The sequence below is a fragment of the Bartonella sp. MR168JLCBS genome (assembly GCF_042194175.1).
This window is the reverse complement of sequence record NZ_JBHIMP010000437.1, coordinates 1-662: the sequence shown is the minus strand read 5'-3', so window position 1 is coordinate 662 and position 662 is coordinate 1. Positions and strand designations below refer to the sequence as shown.

General features: G+C 44.6%; 1 protein-coding gene. It reads right to left on the bottom strand.

From position 1 onward, the window contains the following. On the bottom strand, positions 1 to 647 hold a 647-nt coding region (locus tag ACFIK8_RS11835), incomplete at its 3' end, for a hypothetical protein (RefSeq protein ID WP_375669540.1). Positions 648 to 662 lie beyond the last annotated feature (15 nt).

Here is a 662-nt window from a genome sequence, read left to right as displayed (position 1 = left end):
TCCATCAAGATTTTATGTGTACAGAATGAAGCATTGATTCCTTTTATGTCCGAAATCTTCCAAGCCAAGGCGGACTTATGCCTCTTTAGCATACTCACAAGCTTCTCTTTCTGTTCTTGCGATAAACTCGCTGCTATAATCACGGGTAGCTTTGAGTCTTCAGCCAAGAATGCATACTCCAAGTTATCTGGCAGAGTCTTCAGTTCTAACTCTGCTGGCTCTTCGATGGATAGTTTCAGTCTGCCCTCCTCTGGTTTATCAATTTCCTCAAAGGAGCCCTCATGTTCCTCAACCTCATCCTCCAAGCCATCCAATGGTGCTTGCTGATTGGGTTGCTTTTCTCCTTCTGTTTCATGAATTCCATCACCCTTATTCACAAGTCCCATTGAGAACGCCTCCTGCCATTGTTCATAATAACATGCTTCAAAATGGGCAAGAGCTTGTTCCAAGATATCTTCTGGCTCATCCTGTGAATTTGGCGAGGCTGACTGCTCAAATCTTTCTAGGACACTGTCAAGCTTGTAATCCGTATGCTTGCAACCATCTCTGCTACTGAGTACCTGAACACAGGGTGTTCTTGCAAGTACTGCTCTACTGATGAGTGTATCGAAAAGAGTTGCACCTTCTGTTCTACGGTCTGTACCCACTCAGTGAGCTATCCT